We start from the raw sequence: 16,718 nt of genomic DNA on the forward strand, positions 1-16,718 counted from the left end.
CGGTGATCAGAGTGCTCCCGGCCGTCGTGGTGTTCATCCTGTGGGCCTACTGCCTGGTGGACTCGATCGGTACGCGCGAGGACCGGGTGCGCAACCTGCCCAAGGTCGCCTGGGTCGTCCTGGTGCTCCTCTTCCCGCTCGTCGGGTCGATCGCCTGGCTCGTGGCCGGGCGTCCCCAGGGCGGTCCTGCGCTGACCCGTCCGCAGGGAGCGGCGCCCGGCTTCCCCGAGTACGAGCGGCCGGGGCGGATGGCGGCCAGTGACCCGGAGGCCGACGAGGCGTTCCTGCGACAGGTGCGCGAGCGCGCGGAGGAGCAGCGCCGCCGCTACGACGCCGAGCGCCGCCGCCGGTCGGAGGAGCCGGACGGCTCGGCCACCTGACCGTCGCCCGCCACCTCCTCGGACAGGTCCTCCGGCAGGCTGGACGGCGCGGTCGGCGGCAGCCGCTCCGGCGCGAACGTCGCGATCATCGCGCGGGCGGCCCTGCGGGCCAGCTCGCGCCCCGTGAGTCCGACGAGCTCCTCGAGGCGCGCCTCGGTGTCGACGTCACGGCCGTTCAGCTCCTCCAGCAGGGTCCACAGGGTCGCCTCGCCGAAGGACGACGCGAGGTACTCGCAGATCCACCAGGACAGCCCGTAGCCGACGACGGGGGCCTCTCCCGCCTCGAGGAACGACGCATCGCTGGGCAGGTCGTCGACCCCGCGCAGCGCGGCGTCGAGCGCGGCCGCTCCGACCAGCCGGTCCTGGCGCGGGATCGGTCGCACCGAGACGTACTCGGCGATGCCCTCGCTCAGCCACACCGGCACGCGGTCGTCGCGCTCCCCGAGGGCGACGTGGACCAGCTCGTGACGGACGAGGCGGTCGCGCTCCGCGCCGCTGCGCGCCAGCATCCGGGGGTGGAGGGCGAACCGGGTGGCGGCGACGCCCTCGGCGCGTGGTCCTGCGGGGACCGGGAACGCGACGCCGTCGAGCCGCTCCGGGCTGCCGCCGGGGAGGTCCTCGAGCCGCTCCAGGAAGTCCGTGGAGGACAGGGCGTAGACCACCACGGTCCGCCGCCAGTCCAACGGGACGGCCGCGGACACATCGGCGATCCCGCGCTCGACGGAGGCGATGATCGCCGGCGCCTCGCCCAGGCTGCCTGCGTCGAAGACGCCCAGCACCCCGTAGCCACCCCGCACCTGGACCGGGCCGAGGTCCCAGGGCTGGACGCGCGGCCGGTGCTCCTCCTCCCAGCCGCGGTCGGTGACCGAGGTGAGCAGCATCCGGGCGGGCCGCTTGCGGGCCGGGCGGAACCGGTACCGGTCGAGCGAGACCACCGGCCGTGCGTCGTACCCGGCGAGCTGGGTCTCGACCTGGACCACCACCCAGTAGGCGTCGCCGCGGCGCTCGACGTCGCGCGGGTCGAAGGCGTAGTCGAACCGGGCCAGCGGCAGCTGCACCATGTTGTCGAAGTACGTCGACTGCGCCCGCCGCACGCGGGGCTCCCGCGCCAGGCCGGCGGTGAAGGCCCGCCGGTCCCCCGCGCGGACCGCCCGCGCGCGGCGGTCCAGCGCGCGCTCCAGCGAGGCCACCACGTCCGGCGGCGCGGGGAGGCCGACGGTCGCCCCCGCCGGGTCCGCGACGGGGTCGCTGTCGTCACCGAGCAGCGAGCAGGCCGGGAGGAGCCAGACCACCAGGGCGAGCAGGACCCCCAGCGTGGCCGCGCGCGCGGAGCTGCGTGAGGGGTGAGGCGGCTCAGACCTGGTGATCGACATCAATGGGTGAACGACCGTCGTCGAGCGAGGTCATGTACTCGACGACGTCGAGCGCGAGCGCCTGCGCCGTGAGCCCGACGCGCTCGAGGATCGCGGCCCGCTTCGCGTGCTGCAGGAACTCCTGCGGGATGCCCCGGAGCCGCACCGGCGTGGTGACCCCGGCCTCGACGAGGGTCTGCAGCAGCACCGCGCCGCAGCCGCCGACGACGCCGTTGTCCTCGACCGAGAGGACCAGCCGGTGCTCCCGGGCCAGCTCCACGATCGCGGGGTCGACCGGCTTGACCCAGCGCGGGTCCACGACGGTGACGCCGATCCCCTGGGCGACCAGCCGGTCGGCGACGCCGAGCGCGACCTCGTTCATCGACCCGACCGCGACCACGAGCACGTCCTTGGTCCCCTTGCGCACCAGCACGTCGGCGCCGCCGGCCTTGCCGACCGCCTCGACGTCCTCGGGCGGCGGGCCCTTCGGGAAGCGCACGACGGTGGGGGCGTCCTCGACGTCCACGGCCTCGTTGAGCAGCTCGCGCAGCCGGGCCGCGTCGCGCGGGGCCGCCAGCCGGAGCCCCGGGACGACCTGGAGGACCGACATGTCCCACATGCCGTTGTGCGAGGCGCCGTCGTCGCCGGTGACCCCGGCACGATCGAGCACGAAGGTGACGCCGCAGCGGTGCAGCGCGCAGTCCATGAGGACCTGGTCGAAGGCGCGGTTGAGGAACGTCGCGTAGACGGCCACGACCGGGTGCAGGCCGCCGATGGCCAGCCCCGCGGCCGACGTCGCGGCGTGCTGCTCGGCGATGCCGACGTCGAAGGTCCGCTCCGGGAACCGCGCCTGGAAGTGGTCGAGCCCCACCGGGTGCATCATCGCCGCGGTGAGGGCCACGACGTCCTTGCGCCGCTGGCCGATGTGGACGATCTCGTCGGCGAAGACGTCGGTCCAGATCCGGCCGCGGGCCCGCTCCTCGCCGGTCTCGATGTCGAAGGGCTGCGGCGAGTGGAACTGGTCGGCCTCGTGGCGCTCCGCGGCGTCGTACCCGAACCCCTTGCGGGTCAGCGCGTGCACGATGACCGGTCCGCCGAACCGCTTGGCCTGGAGGAGCGCCTGCTCCATCGCGGCGCGGTCGTGCCCGTCGACGGGGCCGACGTACTTCAGCCCGAGGTCCTCGAAGAGCCCCTGCGGCGCCAGGGCGTCCTTGAGCCCCTTCTTCATCGCGTGCAGGGCGTCGTACGTCGTGCTGCCGACGCCGGGGACCGCCTGCAGGCGCTTCTTGACCAGGTCGAGGACCTGCTCGTATCGCGGGTTGGTGCGCAGCGTGGTCAGCGCGTTCGCCAGGCCACCGATGGTCGGCGTGTATGACCGGCCGTTGTCGTTGACGACGATGACCAGCTTGCTGTCCTTGGCGATGGCGATGTTGTTGAGCGCCTCCCAGGCCATGCCGCCGGTGAGCGCGCCGTCGCCGATGACCGCGACGGTGTGCCGGTCCTCGCCCCGGATGGCGAACGCCTTCGCGATGCCGTCGGCGTAGGACAGCGCCGTGGAGGCATGGGAGTTCTCGACCAGGTCGTGCTCGGACTCCGCCTGGCTCGGGTAGCCCGACAGGCCGCCCTCCTTGCGGAGGCCGTCGAACTGCCGCGCACGCCCGGTCAGGATCTTGTGCACGTAGGACTGGTGGCCGGTGTCGAGCACGATGCGGTCACGCGGGCTGTCGAAGACCCGGTGGATGGCGAGGGTCAGCTCGACGACGCCGAGGTTGGGGCCGAGGTGGCCGCCGATGCGCGAGCACGTCTGCACGAGCAGGTCGCGGATCTCGGCGCACAGGGTCTCCAGCTCCTCGGCGGAGAGCCCGCGGAGGTCCCGCGGACCGGTGATCGAGTCGAGGAGCGACATGCCGTCGAGTCTAGGACGTCACAGGTCGTGCACGGCGATCGCGGACTCGTGCAGGCTTCCCATCCAGACCCGACCCTCGTGCTCACGGACTCCGGTGACCATGTGGTAGCCCTCGCCGGGCAGGTCGAGGTCGTGGACCAGGCGGCCGGTCTCGTCGTAGGCCTGCACGCGCACCGTGCGAGCCGGCTTCGGCTGCAGCCGCTCGGGGATCCGGGTGGTCAGCTTGCGCACCGGCATCGGCGCGGACTGGAGCCGCTCCACGACGGGGTCGCGCGGGCTCGCGATGGTCACCCAGATGAGCCCGTCGCTGCCGCGGGCGATGTTGTCGGGGTAGCCCGGCAGGTTCTGGCAGAGCAGGTCCCGCATGCCGGCGCGGTCCCCGGTGAGCCAGCGGCGTACGACGGTGCGCGCGCCGGTCTCGGCGACGCACACGAAGTCCTCGCTCGCGCTCAGCGCCACGCCGTTGGCGAACGCGAGCCCGTCGAGCACGACCGTCACGGTGCCGTCCGGGTCGAGCCGCAGCAGCCGGCCGGTGCGGGTGTTGCGGATGAAGTCGTCCTTCCAGCGGTCGATCCCGAACTGGGTGGAGGAGTCGGAGAACCACACCGTGCCGTCGCTCGCGACCGCGGCGTTGTTGCAGAAGACCATCGGGGCCCCGTGCACCCGGTCGGTGACGGTCTCGACCCGGCCGGTGGCGAGGTCCACGCGGAGCAGGCCCCGCCGCGCGTCGCAGACCAGCAGCCGCCCGTCGCCGTCGAGCTCCAGGCCCAGCGGGCGCCCGCCGGTGTCGGCGACCTTCTCGACCCGGGCGCCGTCCGCAGCGACCCGGAAGATGCTGCCGTCGTCGGTGCCCGTGAGCACCGACCCCTCGTGCGGTCCGGAGGTGAGGACGACGACGTCCTCGGCGCCGTGGCCGGGGACAGGGACGACGGTCGGGGCGGTGCCGCGCGCAGGTGTGCTCATGGACACATGGTGCGGTAGAGGTCGCTGGCGAGGAACGCCGGGAGGATGTCGCGCGCGGATCCGGTGAGCGGCAGCGTCGGCACTTCGGCCGGGTCGACGAAGACGATCCGGCGGCCCTCGCCGCAGGTGATGTCGGCGTCGGTGAGGTCGACCGCCGCGACGTAGACGTCCATCTCCCCCGTCCCGAACGACGGGTGGGCGACCGCGAAGGTGCGCCACCTCCGCAGGTCCCCGTCCGCCAGCCGGACGCCCGTCTCCTCGGCGAGCTCGCGTCGGGCCGCCGGCCCGTAGGCCTCGCCCTCCTCGACGTGCCCGCCGGGGAGGCCCCAGCACTCGGGGTCGATCACGGGGTGCTCGTCGCGCTCCTGGAGCAGCAGCCAGCCGCGGCGGTCGACGAGCAGCACACCGGCGAAACGGGTCGGCTGGTCGGTCATGGTCGGACGGTAGCGGCCGGTGCCGAGGAGCACAGCGGCGATCTGCGTCATCCGACCGACCCAGGGGCATTCCCACTGACAGACTCGCCCGGTGATCCCCCGCGCCCGCCGAGGCCTCGCTGCGTCCCTCGCCATGTCCCTCACCGTGTCCCTCACCGTGTCCCTCACCGTGTCCCTCACCGTGTCCCTCACCGCGCCCCTGACCGCGTCGGCCGCCCCCGCCACCACCGTCCCGGCCGCCGACCAGCGGCCGTTGCCGACCACCGGCTACGTGCTCGCCAGCACAACCGCGGCGGTCATCGAGGAGAACGCCCCGGCGCTCGCGGCGCTCGGCGTCGCGTCGGTGCCGATCACCTCCGACGGGCGTGACGTGCGCTGGCCGGGCGCGCTCACCCGCCAGCTCCGGCGCGCGCACCAGCACGGGCTGCGGGCCGAGCTGCTGGTGAGCAACTACAGCAACGCGCTGGGCGGCTTCGACAGCCGGGCGGCGCGGCGCCTGCTGCGGCACGAGAGCCGGGTGCGCACGGTGGCGCAGCGGCTGGCCGGCATCGTGCGTCGCCAGGGCTGGGACGGGATCACCGTCGACCTCGAGTCGCTCTCGCGCGCGGACGGCCGGGGTCTGGTGCTCCTGCTGCGCGAGCTCCAGGCACGCATGCCCGCGGACCGCACCGTGACCGTCGACGTCCAGCCCTCGCCGACCGCCGCCGGCTACCGCGACCGGGGCTTCCGGATCGGCGCGATCGGCCGGGTCGCGGACGTCGTCGTGGTCATGGCCTACGACCGGCACGGCCCGACCTGGTCGGGCCCCGGCCCGGTCGGACCGCTCGACTGGCAGCGCACGGTGGTCGAGGCGGTGCTGACGGAGGTGCCCGCGGCGAAGGTCGACCTGGGGGTCGCCGGCTACGGCTACACCTGGCCCAGCGACGGCACCGGCCGGAGCGTCACCGTGCGCGGCGCCCGCAGGCTGGTGGCGGAGGACGGCGCCCGAGCCGTGTGGAAGGCGGGTGCCGGCGAGTGGCGCGCCCGGCTCTCCGACGGCACCGTCCTGTGGTGGGCCGACGGCCGGTCCTTCCGCCTCCGCGAGGAGCTCGCCCGGGATCTCGGCCTGCACGGCCGCGCGCTGTGGCGGCTCGGATCGGCGGACCCGCTGGTCTGAGTCGTCCGAGGCGTCCGGAGCGTCGGTGACTCTCCGTAGGCTCGGCGGGTCCACCGGGAGGATCCTGTGCAGTTGACGACCGACTCGTTCGAGCGGCCCGACGACCTCGGCGACCGCGCCGACCCGCGGGTGCTGTTCGCCCGCTCCTACCTGCTGATCCGCACGGTCGTCGGCCTGGTCGGCATCTGCCTGCCGATCGCGCTCCTGCTCCTCGACGCCGCCTTCCTCCGCGAGCCGATCACGGCCCGCGGCTCGCTGTCGGCGTACTACCACTCCGGGGCGCGCGACCTGTTCGTCGGCACGCTCTGCGTGACCGGCGTCCTGCTGATGACCTATCTCTCCGGGCGGCGCGACACCTGGGACCACTGGCTCAGCTCGGTGGCCGGCGTCGCCGCGCTGGGCGTGGCGCTGCTGCCGACCGCGCGGCCGGACGACGTCGGCGTCGCCGCGACTCCGCTTCAGCTACGGCTGGGTGAGGACGTCGTCTCGGCAGCCCACTTCGTGTGCGCCGCCGTGTTCGTGCTCAGCCTCGCGGGACAGGCCTTCGTCTTCGCCCACCGCGACCGGCGCCGTGGCGGTCGCGTGCTCATCCACCAGGTCTGCGGCGCGGTGATCCTGGCGGCCGTCGCGTGGGCCGGGCTGGGCTTCCTGCTGCCGCTCGACATCGGCTGGCTGACCTCGCTCTACCTGGGCGAGGTCGTCGCGGTCTGGGCGTTCGGGGTGTCGTGGCTGGCCAAGGGCCACGACCTGCGCCGGCTGTTCGGGCGTCGGCGGGTCACCAGGGACGGCCCGCTCAGCCGCCGAGGAAGCTGAGCCGCACCTGCCGCTCGTGGTTGTCGACGTTCAGGTCGACCAGGCAGATGCTCTGCCAGGTCCCCAGCGCCAGCTCGCCGCCGAGGACCGGCACCGACGCGTACGGCGGCACGAGGGCCGGCATCACGTGCGAGCGGCCGTGGCCCGGCGTCCCGTGCTGGTGCTGCCACCGGTCGTCGGCGGGGAGCAGGTCGGCCAGCGCCGCGAGCAGGTCGTCGTCGCTGCCCGACCCGGTCTCGAGGATCGCCAGCCCGGCGGTCGCGTGGGGCACGAACAGGTGCAGCAGGCCGTCACCGCGGCCGGAGACGAAGCCCGCGCAGTCACGGGTGAGGTCGAGGACCGTGTCGCGGTCGCCGGTACGGAAGGTCCTGGTCTCGGTGTCCATGGGTCCGATGCTGCCGGAGCCGTGGGCGCCGCGGGGCGTCAGACCGGCGAGCCTGGCTCGGGTGCTTCGCCCTGCGGGTCCGGAGTGCCGCCGGCACAGGAGGCGAACGGCTCCGGCGCGGTGCCGCCGTCGCCGTACCGCTCGATGAAGAGCTCCAGCCGCGGGTCGTCCGCGCCCACGAGCGCGAGCTGGCGACCCCAGACGGTGACGACCACCGGCGCGCCGAGGCCCGGGTACGGCGAGAGGATGCCGTTCTGCGGCAGCTGCTCGGCCAGGCGCTCGACGTCGTCGGCGGGCAGGTCCGGGTCGTGGGTGATCCAGACGGTGCCGTGCTCGAGGTCGTGGACGGCGTTCTCCTCGCGGACCGGCTCGTCGTAGACGCCGCAGTCCAGCCACACCGGGTCGTGGGGGCCACCGGCGGGCGGCACGGCCGGGTAGGTGACGTCGCCCTGGGTGTGCTGCGTGCTGAGGGCCTCGTAGCTCACGACGGCGTCCAGGTTGCGGGCCACCTCGGCAGCGTCGTCGGCGCGCATCTGTCCGACGGCGACGGGCAGGCCGATCGCGAGGAGGAGCACCGCGGCCGCGCCGAGGACGGCCAGGACCACGGCCGAGGACCGGTCGCGTCGCGGCGGCGGCCCGGTGGGGTCCGCGGCTGGGGCAGGATCCGCCGGGGCGGGGTCCGGGGCAGCAGTCGGGAGCGGGTCGTCCGACTCGCTCACTCCTGGCCCTCGGACCCGCCGAGCAGCCGCTCGACCCGCTCCACCTTGCCGGTCAGCTCACCGGTGTGGCCCGGGCGGATGTCGGCCTTGAGCACCAGGCCCACGCGCGGGGACACCTCGGCGACGACGTCGACCGCACGCTTGACCACGGCCATCACCTCGTCCCACTCCCCCTCGATGTTGGTGAACATCGCGTTCGTCTCGTGGGGCAGCCCGGACTCGCGGACCACCCGGACGGCGGCGGCCACCGCCTCGGAGACGCCCCCCGTCTCGTCACCGGTCGTGGGGCTGATGCTGAACGCGACGATCATGGCCCCACGGTAGCCGTGGCCTCGTCCTCCTCGACGGGGACCAGCGCACGCAGCCGGGCCAGGGCGTCGCGGGCCTGGGACTTCACCGTGCCCACCGCGATGCCGAGCGCCTCCGCGGTCTGCCGCTCGGTGAGGTCCTCGTAGTAGCGCAGCACGATGACCGCCCGCTGCCGCGGCGCGAGCCGGCCCAGCGCCACCCGTAGCGCCTCACGGTCGCCGGGATCGTCCTGCGCCCCCGAGACCTCGGGCACCTCGGCGGTGCTGACCTCGCGCCACCGCCGACGACGCCACCGCGAGACGCTCTCGCGCGCCAGGACGCGGCGGACGTAGGGCTCGGGGTGGTCGGCGATCCGGCGCCAGTGCGGGACCACCTTGACCAGCGCGACCTGGACCAGGTCCTCGGCGTCGTCGTGGTCGCCGGTGAGGAGGTACGCCGTGCGCAGCAGGGCCGGCCGCCGGGCCGCGACGTACTCCTCGAAGCCGACGTGGTCAGGGGCGGGCATGGCGCCTCCACAGCAGCACACCGAGCGCGGCAAGGACCAGGGCGAGGCCCGCGCCGGTCAGCAGCCGCGGGTCGGTGCGGGTCTGCGGCTCCGGCGGCTCCACCGACGGCGCGGTGAGGAGCTCCTCGGCGAAGTGGACGTCGGAGCCGCCACCGGTGTGCGCCGGGAACGTCGTCACCCGCTCCACCGATCCTGAGCGCACGTCGTGGCGCACCAGGTCGATGGGGCCGGCGATGCCATCACGGGTGCGCCAGCGCACCGCGGCCACGGTCGACTCGTCCAGCCACCCCAGCATCTGTGAGGTCCGCTCGCCGCCGGCGACCGGGCGGAGAGCGGACCGGCCGCGCGCCGCGACCTGCGCCACGTCGCCGACGGCCAGCGGCGCTGGGTTCCGGTTGCCGGGCAGCGAGGCGACGGCGCCGAGGTCGTCGCTCACCGCGACCGAGCCGCTGCCCATGGGCTCGAGCTGCAGCCACGGCGTGAGCCGCCGACCCCGGGTGTCAGTCCACCGGTAGCTACCGTCCGTGGGTCCTCCCCCGACGACAAGGCGGCCGTCGGCGGCTCCTGCGAGCCACCCCGAGGACGACCACCGCTGCAGCCGTTCCGGCGTGGAGCCCGGGACCCACACCTCCGGCGGCCGTCCTCTGCTGCTAGAGGACCGGTGGATGTCGTCGTAGCCGCCGACGATGTGGCCGTAGTGCAGGACGACGGTCTCCTCGTCCACCCAGCCGAGACTGTGCTGATGCAGCCCGTGCTCGGTCGGGATGTCGTGCCGCACCACCTCCCCCGTGGCGGCGTCCCACACCGCCACGCCGGTCACCGGCTCCTCGTCCCGGCTGGCGGGGAGCCCGCCGGTCTCCCCCGTCGTCCAGAAGACCACCCGCCGACCGTCCGGGGAGAGCTGGCTGAACCCGCCGGGTGAGACCCCCGGCACGGCGTCAGCGGGGAGGTCCAGCCAGACCAGGGACCCGTCGGCTGCGGAGACGCCCGCCAGCGCGCGCTCCGGCCCCGTCCACGTGCCCCGCTCGCCGCCGACGATCGCCGAGAGACGACCCGGCAGGCCGGCCTCGTCGGTCCCGAGCAACCAGGCTGGCGGGTCGCCGAGCCGGTCCGGCAGGACCGCCTCGTCGAGGGGCACGGGGCTGACCGGCGCCGGCCGGTCGCCTGTGACGTCCGGCGCCACGGCGAGGGCGAGGGTCCCGCTGCCGGCCACCACGGCGACCACGGCGGCCACCGCGAGCGCCCGACGCCGACGGGCGTACCTCCGCCCCCGGGCCCACAGCGCCGAGCCGGGAACGGCGCCACGCCCGTCGACGGCGGCGCCGGCCTCCCCCGCCAGGTCCACCAGCCGGTCGTGCAACGTGCTCATCGCGTCTCCTCCGTCGGGCTCTCCCCCTCACCACGCCTCGAGCACCCCAGGCGGAGGGGTCGGTCCGCGGAAACTTCCTCCGGACGACGACCCGGGACGCGGAACGGCCCGCCACCCAGAGGTGGCGGGCCGTCCGAGGCGGTCCTCGAGGTCTGGATCAGGCCTTGCGGAGGTTGCGCAGGACGTACTGCATGATGCCGCCGTTGCGGTAGTAGTTCGCCTCGCCCGGGGTGTCGATGCGGACCACCGCGTCGAACTCGGTGTCGCCTGCCTTGACCTTCACGGTCTTCGGCGTGCGGCCCTCGTTGAGCTCGGTGATGCCGGTGATGGAGAACTCCTCCTCGCCGGTGAGGCCGAGCGACTCGGCGCTCTCACCCTCGGGGAACTGCAGCGGGATGACGCCCATGCCGATCAGGTTCGAGCGGTGGATGCGCTCGTAGGACTCGGCGATCACAGCCTTGACACCCAGCAGCGAGGTGCCCTTGGCGGCCCAGTCGCGCGAGGACCCGGAGCCGTACTCCTTGCCCGCGAGGACGACCAGCGGGGTGCCCGCCGCGAGGTAGTTCTCCGAGGCCTCGAAGACCGTCGTCACCTCGCCACCGTTGGTGAAGTCGCGGGTGAACCCGCCCTCGGTGCCCGGCGCCAGCTGGTTGCGCAGCCGGATGTTGGCGAAGGTGCCCCGGATCATCACCTCGTGGTTGCCGCGGCGCGAGCCGTAGGAGTTGAAGTCCCGCTGCTGCACGCCGTGCTCGGCGAGGTAGGTGCCCGCCGGGGAGTCCTTCTTGATGGCGCCGGCCGGGCTGATGTGGTCGGTGGTGACCGAGTCACCGAGCTTCAGCAGGACGCGCGCGCCCTCGATGTCGGTGACGGGCTCCGGCTCGTCGGGCATGCCGTCGAAGTAGGGAGGCTTGCGGACGTAGGTCGACTCCGGGTCCCAGGCGAACGTGTCGCCCTCGGGCGTCGACAGCGAGCGCCAGCGCTCGTCGCCGGCGAAGACGTCGGAGTAGGAAGAGTCGAACATGTCCGACGAGATGGACTCGCCGATGACCCGCTCGACCTCCTGCGGGGAGGGCCAGATGTCCCTCATGTAGACGTCGTTGCCGTCGCTGTCCTGGCCCAGCGGGTCGTTGAACAGGTCGACGTCCATGGAGCCGGCCAGCGCGTAGGCGACGACCAGCGGCGGGGACGCGAGGTAGTTCATCTTCACGTCGGGGTTGATCCGACCCTCGAAGTTCCGGTTGCCCGAGAGCACCGAGACGACGGCGAGGTCCTTCTCCTGGACCGCGGCGCTGACCTCGGGGATGAGCGGGCCCGAGTTGCCGATGCAGGTGGTGCAGCCGTAGCCGACGAGGTTGAAGCCCAGCTTGTCGAGGTACGGCGTGAGGCCGGCGCGCTCGTAGTAGTCGGAGACCACCTGCGAGCCGGGCGCCAGCGTGGTCTTGACCCACGGCTTGCGCTGCAGGCCCTTCTCGACGGCGTTCTTGGCCAGCAGCGCCGCGCCGATCATCACCGACGGGTTCGAGGTGTTGGTGCAGGACGTGATCGCCGCGATCGCGACCGCCCCGTGGTCGAGCTCGAACTCGGTGCCGTCCTCGAGGGTGACCTTGACCGGGTTGCTCGGGCGGCCCTCGGCCTTGGCCGCAGCGGAGTGCCAGTCGGCCGGTGCCGCGGCACCGTCGTGGCCGTCACCGTTGCCGTTGGTCGCCGGCGGGTCCGAGGACGGGAAGGACTCGGCCGAGGCCTCGTCGGCGCCGGTGTTGACGCCGTAGGGCTGCTTGTTCCCCGGCACGCCCGGCTTGCGGTCCTCGGTGCCGGTCTCGTCGTCGCTGACGTACTCGGCCAGGGCGATGCGGAAGGCCTCGGCTGCGTCGGCGAGGGCGACGCGGTCCTGCGGACGCTTCGGTCCCGCGAGCGAGGGGACGACGGTGGAGAGGTCGAGCTCGAGCTTCTCGGAGTAGCGCGGCTCGGCGTCCGGGTCGTGCCAGAGGCCCTGCTCCTTGGCGTAGGCCTCGACCAGCTTCAGCTGCTCCTGGGGGCGGCCGGTGAGCTCGAGGTACTCGAGGGTCTGCTCGTCGATCGGGAAGACCGCGATCGTGGAGCCGAACTCGGGGCTCATGTTGCCGATCGTGGCCCGGTTGGCCAGCGGGAGCGCGGAGACGCCGGGGCCGTAGAACTCGACGAACTTGCCGACCACGCCGTGCTCGCGCAGCATCTCGGTGATCGTGAGCACCAGGTCGGTGGCGGTCGAGCCCTCGGGCAGGTCACCGTTGAGCTTGAAGCCGACCACCCGCGGGATGAGCATGGAGACGGGCTGGCCGAGCATCGCGGCCTCGGCCTCGATGCCGCCCACGCCCCAGCCGACCACGCCGATGCCGTTGACCATCGTGGTGTGGGAGTCGGTGCCGACGCAGGTGTCGGGGTACGCCACCTTCACACCGCTCTCGGCCTCGCGGACCATGACGGTGCGCGCGAGGTGCTCGATGTTGACCTGGTGGACGATGCCCGTGCCCGGGGGGACGACCTTGAAGTCGTCGAAGGCGCCCTGGCCCCAGCGGAGGAACTGGTACCGCTCGCGGTTGCGCTCGTACTCGATCTCGACGTTGCGCTCGAACGACTCGGGCGTGCCGAAGACGTCGGCGATGACCGAGTGGTCGATGACCATCTCGGCCGGCGCCAGCGGGTTGATCCGCGACGGGTCGCCGCCGAGGTCGGCCATCGCCTCGCGCATGGTGGCGAGGTCGACGACGCAGGGCACGCCGGTGAAGTCCTGCATGATCACGCGCGCCGGCGTGAACTGGATCTCCTTGTCCGGGTGCGCGTCCGCGTCCCAGCCGGCGAGCGCCTTGATGTCGTCGGCGGTGATGTCGGCGCCGTCCTCGGTGCGCAGGAGGTTCTCGAGCAGGACCTTGAGGCTGAAGGGCAGCGTCTCGACGTCCAGGCCCTCCCCCGTCACCGCGTCGAGGCGGTAGATCTCGTAGGACTGTCCGTCCACGTCCAGGGTGCTCTTGGCACCGAAGCTGTCCTGACTGGCCACTGCTGACTCTCCTCGTGACGTCCGTGGTGCGCGATCGCTGTGCGTCCGGTCCTTGCCATCTTGCCGCTGGGGCGGTGGCCGACGGAAGGAAGGCTTCCCTAAGCCGGGCTCGGTCCGGCGGATCGGCAATGTCTCTTGATATCAAGATACATGACGTCGAGGAATTCCGGCACCACGGCCGGGGCGCTCACCGCGTGAGCAGCGCGACGCACTCCACGTGGTGGGTCATCGGGAAGAGGTCGAAGGCCCGCAGGCGCTCGAGCCGGTAGCCGTGCTCGGCGAAGATCGCGACGTCGCGGGCCAGCGCGGCCGGGTCGCAGGCGACGTACGCGACCGCTCGGGGCGTGCGCGCCACCACCTGCTCGACGACCGGCCGCCGCGCGCCCTCCCGGGGCGGGTCCAGCACGACGAGGTCCCACGATCCGTGGACGCCGGCGTCCAGCACCTCGGCCACCGAGCCGGTGTGCACGTCGACCCCCGGGCAGTTGTGGGCCGCGTGGCGGGCGGCGGCCGGCTCCCCCTCGACGGCGACGACCCGGCCCTGCGGACCGACCACCTCGGAGAGGAAGCCGGCGAAGAGCCCCACGCCCGCGTAGAGGTCCAGCACCGACTCGCCCGCACGCGGCTCGAGGAAGGAGAGCACCGCGTCCGTCAGGACTCGCGGCGCCCCGGGGTGCACCTGCCAGAAGCCGTCGGACGCCACGGCGAACTCCCGGTCGCCGACCCGCTCGGTCCGCACGCCCGGCGCCGGCTCGCGCGCCTCGGGGTGGGCGATGCGGCAGTCGTCGATGACCACGACGTCACGGGAGCGGTGCCGTCGCATCGCGAGCGCACCGTCGGGCAGGCGGACGTAGCGCTGCCGGGTGCGCCAGCGCAGGCCGGCCAGCTGCTCGGGCAGGTCCCCGGCGACCGGCTCGACCTCGAAGCCGGCCAGGGCCTCGCCCTCCACCCCGGCCAGCCGCTGCAGCTGCTCGCGCACCACGTCGGCCTTCAGCTCGCGCTGGCGAGCCAGGTCGACGTGCTGGAAGTCGCAGCCACCGCACAGCCCGGGCCCCGCGAACGGGCACGGAGGAACCACCCGGTCCGGGGAGGCCTCGAGCACCTCGACCACGTCGCCGCGCCAGAACCGGTCGCCCTCGGTGCCCTCGGTGAGCTCGAGGACCACCCGCTCCCCCGGGATCCCGTGGCGGGTGAAGACGACCCGGGTCTCGACGGGCTCGACCGACGGATCGCTCACCACCCGGACGATGCAGTGCCCCCCGTGGGCGACCGGGCCCACGACCGCCTCGAACCGGCGGCCGACCACCGACGCGCCGCGCGCCTTGCGCTGACGCGGCTGCCGGCTCATCGGCCACCCGGGCGGCCGCGCTTGCCGACCCGCCCGCTGCGGAGGTCGCCGGCGCGCACCCGCAGCTCCTCGTTCTCGACGCGCTCGCGGGCCACCTCGGAGGAGCGCAGCTGGTAGGGCACGGAGGTCACCATGACACCCGGGGTGAAGAGCAGCCGGCCCTTGAGCCGCAGCGCCGTCTGGTTGTGGAGCAGCTGCTCCCACCAGTGGCCCACGACGTACTCGGGGATGTAGACCGCCACGACACCGCGCGGGTTCGCGCGGCGGATCTCGGCGATGTACTGCAGGAACGGGCGGATCAGCTCCCGGTACGGCGAGTGCAGCACCTTGAGCGGCACGTCGAGGCGCCGCTCGTCCCACTCCTCCAGCAGGCGCTGCGTCGCGGCGGGGTCCACGTCGACGTAGATGGCCTCGAGGACGTTCGGGCGGGTCGCCTTCGCGAAGGCCAGCGCCCGCAGCGTCGGCTTGTGCAGCTTGGAGACCAGCAAGATGGCGTGGACACGCGTCGGGAGGACCTTGTCCTCCTCGTCCGCGGCCAGCTCCAGCGCGACCTTGTCGTAGTGCCCCCGGATCGCGCGCATCACGACGTAGAAGGCCGCAAGCGCCAGGATCGTGATCCACGCGCCGGCGAGGAACTTCGTGACCACGATGATGACCAGCACCGCGGCGGTGAGGCCGAGGCCGAAGCCGTTGATCGCGCGCGAGCGCTGCATCCGGCGCCGCGTCGCAGGGTCGCCCTCCGAGCGCAGCAGCCGCGTCCAGTGCCGGACCATGCCGAGCTGGCTGAGGGTGAAGCTGACGAAGACGCCGACGATGTAGAGCTGGATCAGCCGGGTCACCTCGGCGTCGAAGGCGACGACCAGGGCGATGGCCAGTGCGGCGAGGAAGACGATGCCGTTGCTGTAGGCGAGCCGGTCGCCGCGCGACCCCAGGGCCCGCGGCGCGTACCCGTCGCGGGCGAGGATCGAGCCCAGCACCGGGAAGCCGTTGAACGCGGTGTTCGACGCCAACACCAGGATGACGCCGGTCGCGAGGATGACGAAGTAGTAGCCCGGCGGGAACGCCGCGAACACGCCCTCGGCGATCTGCGCGATCAGCGTGTGCTGGTCCATCTCCACCGGCTGGCCGTCGGCGTCGACGAGCCGGTCCAGCTCGTGCGGGTCGACGTAGCGCACCTGCATGGCGTTGGCCAGCGAGACCACACCGAGCATGAGGGTCACCGCGACCACGCCCAGGAGCAGGAGCGTCGTCGCGGCGTTGCGGCTCTTGGGCCGGCGGAAGGCCGGCACGCCGTTGGAGACCGCCTCGACGCCGGTGAGCGCGGCACAGCCGGAGGAGAAGGCACGGGCGACGAGGAAGACGAGCGCGACGGTGCTGATCTCACCGGCGTAGCCGTCGGCCTCGATGATCTGCAGGTCGGCGCTCTCGGCGAGCGGCAGCGTGCCCGCCATCGCCTGGGCGAACCCGACCAGGCACATCCCCCCGAGCGCCAGCATGAAGGCGTAGGCGGGCAGCGCGAAGGACGTCCCGGACTCGCGGACGCCGCGCAGGTTCATCAGGGTCAGGAAGACGACGAGCGCGGTGGCGACCACCGCCTCGTGGCCGGCGAGGAAACCCATCGCGGAGGCGGCGTACTGCGCGGCCGAGGAGAGCGACACCGCGACCACGAGCACGTAGTCGATGATCAGCGCGCTCCCGACGGTCACGCCGGCACGCGGGCCGAGGTTGACCATCGCGACCTCGTAGTCGCCGCCCCCGCTGGGATAGGCGTGGACCGTCTGCCGGTACGACGCGATGACGGTGAGCATCACCAGCGCGACGGCGACGGCCACCGGCCACGAGAAGGCGTAGGCCGACACCCCGGCCAACGAGAGGATGATGAAGATCTCGTCGGGCGCGTAGGCGACCGACGAGAGCGCGTCGCTGGCGAAGACGGGGAAGGCGACCTTCTTCGACAGAAGGGTCTCGCCCATCTGCGAGCTCCGCAGCTTGCGCCCCAGCAGGATCCGCTTGGAGACGTCACCGACACCCACGGGTGGGAACGG

15 protein-coding genes are annotated in these 16,718 nt (G+C 73.2%); 3 read left to right on the forward strand and 12 right to left on the reverse strand.

The annotated features are described in order from the left end of the window. The first annotated feature begins 2 nt into the window (after positions 1–2). Positions 3–380, forward strand: coding sequence for a PLDc N-terminal domain-containing protein (locus ACSMHG_RS00690; protein ID WP_435741400.1), 378 nt, complete (start codon positions 3–5; stop codon positions 378–380). Here ACSMHG_RS00690 and ACSMHG_RS00695 read toward each other — a convergent pair. From ACSMHG_RS00695 to ACSMHG_RS00710, 4 genes are read right to left on the reverse strand one after another with little or no spacing between them, the layout of a single operon-like run. Further along, positions 326–1,753, reverse strand: a complete 1,428-nt coding sequence (locus ACSMHG_RS00695; protein WP_435741402.1) for a hypothetical protein — start codon at positions 1,751–1,753, stop codon at positions 326–328. The genes ACSMHG_RS00690 and ACSMHG_RS00695 overlap by 55 nt on opposite strands. Further along, positions 1,734–3,638: a 1-deoxy-D-xylulose-5-phosphate synthase gene (gene dxs, locus ACSMHG_RS00700; RefSeq protein ID WP_435741403.1), complete on the reverse strand. Its 1,905-nt coding sequence runs from the start codon at positions 3,636–3,638 to the stop codon at positions 1,734–1,736. Before dxs ends, ACSMHG_RS00695 begins: the two co-directional genes overlap by 20 nt. A gap of 18 nt (positions 3,639–3,656) precedes the next feature. Continuing rightward, a complete protein-coding gene (locus tag ACSMHG_RS00705; protein ID WP_435741404.1) occupies positions 3,657–4,601 on the reverse strand; it encodes an SMP-30/gluconolactonase/LRE family protein in 945 nt (314 codons plus the stop codon). Next, positions 4,598–5,035, reverse strand: a complete 438-nt coding sequence (locus ACSMHG_RS00710; protein WP_435741405.1) for an NUDIX domain-containing protein — start codon at positions 5,033–5,035, stop codon at positions 4,598–4,600. The genes ACSMHG_RS00705 and ACSMHG_RS00710 overlap by 4 nt, the downstream gene beginning before the upstream one ends. A gap of 91 nt (positions 5,036–5,126) precedes the next feature. On the opposite strand from ACSMHG_RS00710, the gene ACSMHG_RS00715 reads away from it, so the two are divergent. Next, complete coding sequence (locus ACSMHG_RS00715) at positions 5,127–6,191, forward strand: glycosyl hydrolase family 18 protein (RefSeq protein ID WP_435741406.1); 1,065 nt, start codon at positions 5,127–5,129, stop codon at positions 6,189–6,191. Positions 6,192–6,263: 72 nt separating this feature from the next. Next, entirely contained in the window at positions 6,264–7,004 is a 741-nt protein-coding gene (locus tag ACSMHG_RS00720) for a hypothetical protein (RefSeq protein ID WP_435741407.1), read from the forward strand. Here the strand turns inward: ACSMHG_RS00720 and ACSMHG_RS00725 are convergent. From ACSMHG_RS00725 to ACSMHG_RS00760, 8 genes are all read right to left on the reverse strand, one after another. After that, on the reverse strand, positions 6,985–7,389 hold the full coding sequence (locus ACSMHG_RS00725) for a secondary thiamine-phosphate synthase enzyme YjbQ (RefSeq protein WP_435741408.1): 405 nt from the start codon (positions 7,387–7,389) through the stop codon (positions 6,985–6,987). The two genes, ACSMHG_RS00720 and ACSMHG_RS00725, sit on opposite strands and share 20 nt — an antisense overlap. A 38-nt stretch (positions 7,390–7,427) precedes the next feature. Then, positions 7,428–8,108: a thioredoxin-like domain-containing protein gene (locus ACSMHG_RS00730; protein WP_435741409.1), complete on the reverse strand. Its 681-nt coding sequence runs from the start codon at positions 8,106–8,108 to the stop codon at positions 7,428–7,430. Next, the gene (locus ACSMHG_RS00735) at positions 8,105–8,419 is read right to left on the reverse strand and encodes a thiamine-binding protein (RefSeq protein WP_435741410.1); all 315 of its coding nucleotides are present in this window, start codon (positions 8,417–8,419) and stop codon (positions 8,105–8,107) included. The genes ACSMHG_RS00730 and ACSMHG_RS00735 overlap by 4 nt, the downstream gene beginning before the upstream one ends. Beyond that, positions 8,416–8,922, reverse strand: a complete 507-nt coding sequence (locus ACSMHG_RS00740; RefSeq protein WP_435741411.1) for a SigE family RNA polymerase sigma factor — start codon at positions 8,920–8,922, stop codon at positions 8,416–8,418. Before ACSMHG_RS00740 ends, ACSMHG_RS00735 begins: the two co-directional genes overlap by 4 nt. Beyond that, a complete protein-coding gene (locus tag ACSMHG_RS00745) occupies positions 8,909–10,291 on the reverse strand; it encodes a hypothetical protein (protein WP_435741412.1) in 1,383 nt (460 codons plus the stop codon). Before ACSMHG_RS00745 ends, ACSMHG_RS00740 begins: the two co-directional genes overlap by 14 nt. A gap of 157 nt (positions 10,292–10,448) precedes the next feature. Further along, positions 10,449–13,325, reverse strand: coding sequence for an aconitate hydratase (locus ACSMHG_RS00750; protein ID WP_435741413.1), 2,877 nt, complete (start codon positions 13,323–13,325; stop codon positions 10,449–10,451). A 187-nt stretch (positions 13,326–13,512) separates the two neighbouring features. Next, complete coding sequence (locus ACSMHG_RS00755; RefSeq protein WP_435741414.1) at positions 13,513–14,673, reverse strand: class I SAM-dependent RNA methyltransferase; 1,161 nt, start codon at positions 14,671–14,673, stop codon at positions 13,513–13,515. Beyond that, positions 14,670–16,706: an APC family permease gene (locus tag ACSMHG_RS00760; RefSeq protein ID WP_435741415.1), complete on the reverse strand. Its 2,037-nt coding sequence runs from the start codon at positions 16,704–16,706 to the stop codon at positions 14,670–14,672. The genes ACSMHG_RS00755 and ACSMHG_RS00760 overlap by 4 nt, the downstream gene beginning before the upstream one ends. Between the last annotated feature and the right edge of the window lie 12 nt (positions 16,707–16,718).

This window comes from Nocardioides ureilyticus (assembly GCF_051280745.1).
Classification (GTDB): domain Bacteria; phylum Actinomycetota; class Actinomycetes; order Propionibacteriales; family Nocardioidaceae; genus Nocardioides.

Coding starts and splice junctions, on each gene's coding strand:
- ACSMHG_RS00745 (WP_435741412.1), bottom strand. CDS start 10,291: ATGAGCACGTTGCACGACCGGCTGGTGGACCTGGCGGGGGAGGCCGGC.
- ACSMHG_RS00710 (WP_435741405.1), bottom strand. CDS start 5,035: ATGACCGACCAGCCGACCCGTTTCGCCGGTGTGCTGCTCGTCGACCGC.
- ACSMHG_RS00735 (WP_435741410.1), bottom strand. CDS start 8,419: ATGATCGTCGCGTTCAGCATCAGCCCCACGACCGGTGACGAGACGGGG.
- ACSMHG_RS00740 (WP_435741411.1), bottom strand. CDS start 8,922: ATGCCCGCCCCTGACCACGTCGGCTTCGAGGAGTACGTCGCGGCCCGG.
- ACSMHG_RS00725 (WP_435741408.1), bottom strand. CDS start 7,389: ATGGACACCGAGACCAGGACCTTCCGTACCGGCGACCGCGACACGGTC.
- dxs (WP_435741403.1), bottom strand. CDS start 3,638: ATGTCGCTCCTCGACTCGATCACCGGTCCGCGGGACCTCCGCGGGCTC.
- ACSMHG_RS00695 (WP_435741402.1), bottom strand. CDS start 1,753: ATGTCGATCACCAGGTCTGAGCCGCCTCACCCCTCACGCAGCTCCGCG.
- ACSMHG_RS00755 (WP_435741414.1), bottom strand. CDS start 14,673: ATGAGCCGGCAGCCGCGTCAGCGCAAGGCGCGCGGCGCGTCGGTGGTC.
- ACSMHG_RS00705 (WP_435741404.1), bottom strand. CDS start 4,601: ATGAGCACACCTGCGCGCGGCACCGCCCCGACCGTCGTCCCTGTCCCC.